This window comes from bacterium (Candidatus Blackallbacteria) CG13_big_fil_rev_8_21_14_2_50_49_14 (genome assembly GCA_002783405.1).
Classification (GTDB): domain Bacteria; phylum Cyanobacteriota; class Sericytochromatia; order UBA7694; family UBA7694.
In genome coordinates this window covers 74,629-76,750 of the sequence record PFGG01000047.1, presented here as the reverse complement: position 1 = coordinate 76,750, position 2,122 = coordinate 74,629, and the positions used below count along the sequence as shown (strand labels likewise).

General features: G+C 44.1%; 2 protein-coding genes. Both read right to left on the bottom strand.

Features of this window, described 5'->3' with window-relative positions:
- Positions 1-318: 318 nt before the first annotated feature.
- Entirely contained in the window at positions 319-534 is a 216-nt protein-coding gene (locus tag COW20_11595) for a hypothetical protein (protein ID PIW47810.1), read from the bottom strand.
- A gap of 254 nt (positions 535-788) precedes the next feature.
- A complete protein-coding gene (locus COW20_11590) occupies positions 789-2,003 on the bottom strand; it encodes a hypothetical protein (protein ID PIW47809.1) in 1,215 nt (404 codons plus the stop codon).
- Positions 2,004-2,122: the final 119 nt, after the last annotated feature.

Genomic DNA, 2,122 nt, shown 5'->3' with positions numbered 1-2,122 from the left:
GTCCAACCATAAGCAGAAACTTGGTTAAAAGAGTCTGTATAGGCCTGAATAGCTTGAGTCAGAATAGACGATTGCTCAGGTGCTGGATGCAATCTAAGTTTAATAGTTCGCTGAATAATCATATTCATATGATATCATCTAAGTATTCAACAAAATACACATGGAAAAAGAGTGCGGGAAAGACTCGTCCAGCTTACACCGGATGCGCTCTGCCTCTCCGGCATGAATGCCAGAGTCTCCTGTGCAAGATCTGATGAATGGGTAAATTGGGATCGGCTTCAAAATTCCAAATCAGAGTATGAGTATCCAGTAGATACTTCATTCCATGTAATCTCGAAAGTCTTCCAGGGGCTCATTAAAATCTTCAGCCATCTGAAAAGTACCTTTCAAGGAACCATATGAACCTCTTGAGGCTTGTTGATTTGTTGAGCGGAGCGTTTTGCTTCTTAAATAGCCAATAAAATCGATGACCTCAGCCTGTTTGTCAGGTGGCAAAGCATGGAACTCATCGAGTAATTGCTTATCTTGAATCATGGGGCTGAACCTCTAAACCATTATACTAAAAACGCTCAATACATATCAAATTCAATGACCGTCTTACAGTGCTTCAGAATGAAAGACTGAATTTTTGAGTTCAGTTGAGAAAAGCAAGAACAGAGGCATAGAGCAGGGTCTGTACAGGAAAAAGTAGGCACCATCATAGAGCTGGATCGAGCCAGAAATCCTCTGAGAATGTTTAGGGCCAAGCCCTGTAAAGGGAATCATCACCTCCTTTCATCTAAGAACATTTAAGAACTGTCCCGCCATTGAAATTGCCTGTTTTTGACAGCCTCCCAATTTTGCTGGAGTTTTTGTGTCCAAGATTGTGTCAGGGCCTGTAAAAAGAGTTTGAAAAAAGACTTTAAGCTCAGTTTCTCAAGCTTCAATTCAAGCAGATCAGCTCGAATCATGAGTTGGTTGAGCAAATGGGCCATCTGGATCAAGAGATAAACCACTTTTATCGCATTGCTATCACGGCACCAGACATGCTCCAAGGCATAACCATGCCGTTTTTGAACGTCAAAACCCTGGTTCTCGACTTTCCAGCGTTGTTGTGCCAGATTTTCAATCTTCAGAAGTTTGTCCTCGGAGAGTTTTAGATTGGTAATATATCCCCGACTGCGCTGTAATTCGCCGGTTTCGTCAGCTTTGAGAATATCCATGACATTGACTTGGCCGTCAAAGTTTTCACCCTGGTAGGAAAGATGGTTCACCCAGCGGTACAGCTTGTTTTCAATCCATTTAAGCGGGTCTTTGTCTTTGACGCCCAAAGCATTCAATGGCATGAAGGTTAACGCCTCAAAATCTTCCCAGACGGAGCATAAAACTTTATCTTGCAACACAAAGAGATATTTCCACTGAGCATCCTCACAGAGCCTGAAGACTGGGCCTTTTGGATAAAGCCCATCGGCGAGCAAAATAACCTTGAGCTGTGGAAAATGCTTTTTTAAGCGTCCCAAGAGACGATAGGCAGCCTTTAATTCGCAGTCTTGCTTCTCATCAGGCTTGCCCCCCTCATTTTCAATGAACTCTGAAAGCAATGAAATGGCAAAACCATCTTGAGAGATCAGTTTTATCTCCAACACCCGGTGGTAGAACTGAAGCTCTTTCTCAGGGCCACAGGCAGAAAAGAGGCAATGTTTGCAGTGCCGCTCTTTCCAGCGGTAAATCTCAGTCCCATCAAGAGCCAAAATATATCTTTTGCCGTAGCGAAACCGCTCCAAACATCGACTGCGTAAGAGCCTGTGAATCATTGCCAAACGCAGTTTTTCCAGTGCCTCTGGAGGCAGTTTTTTCCAGAGATGGGCCAAGGTATCGCCATGGGGAATACTGGGCAAATTGAGCCCCAACATATGTTCGAGAATGGCTTTGGTTTCCTGGGTGAATAGATTTTCGTTGAATTGGTTACGTGACTCCTGCCCTGAGAGCATCGCCAGGAGACTCAACCAAAGCAAAGCATCCAACGAATAACTGCATTTTGCCTCTTGGCGAGGGTCTGAAATGTCTTCAAGCCAGTCCTGAAAACGGGGAAAGAACTTTTTGAGCGTTACGCCAAACTGACACAGAAAGCGCTGTTCACGTT

Coding starts and splice junctions, on each gene's coding strand:
- COW20_11595 (PIW47810.1), bottom strand. CDS start 534: ATGATTCAAGATAAGCAATTACTCGATGAGTTCCATGCTTTGCCACCT.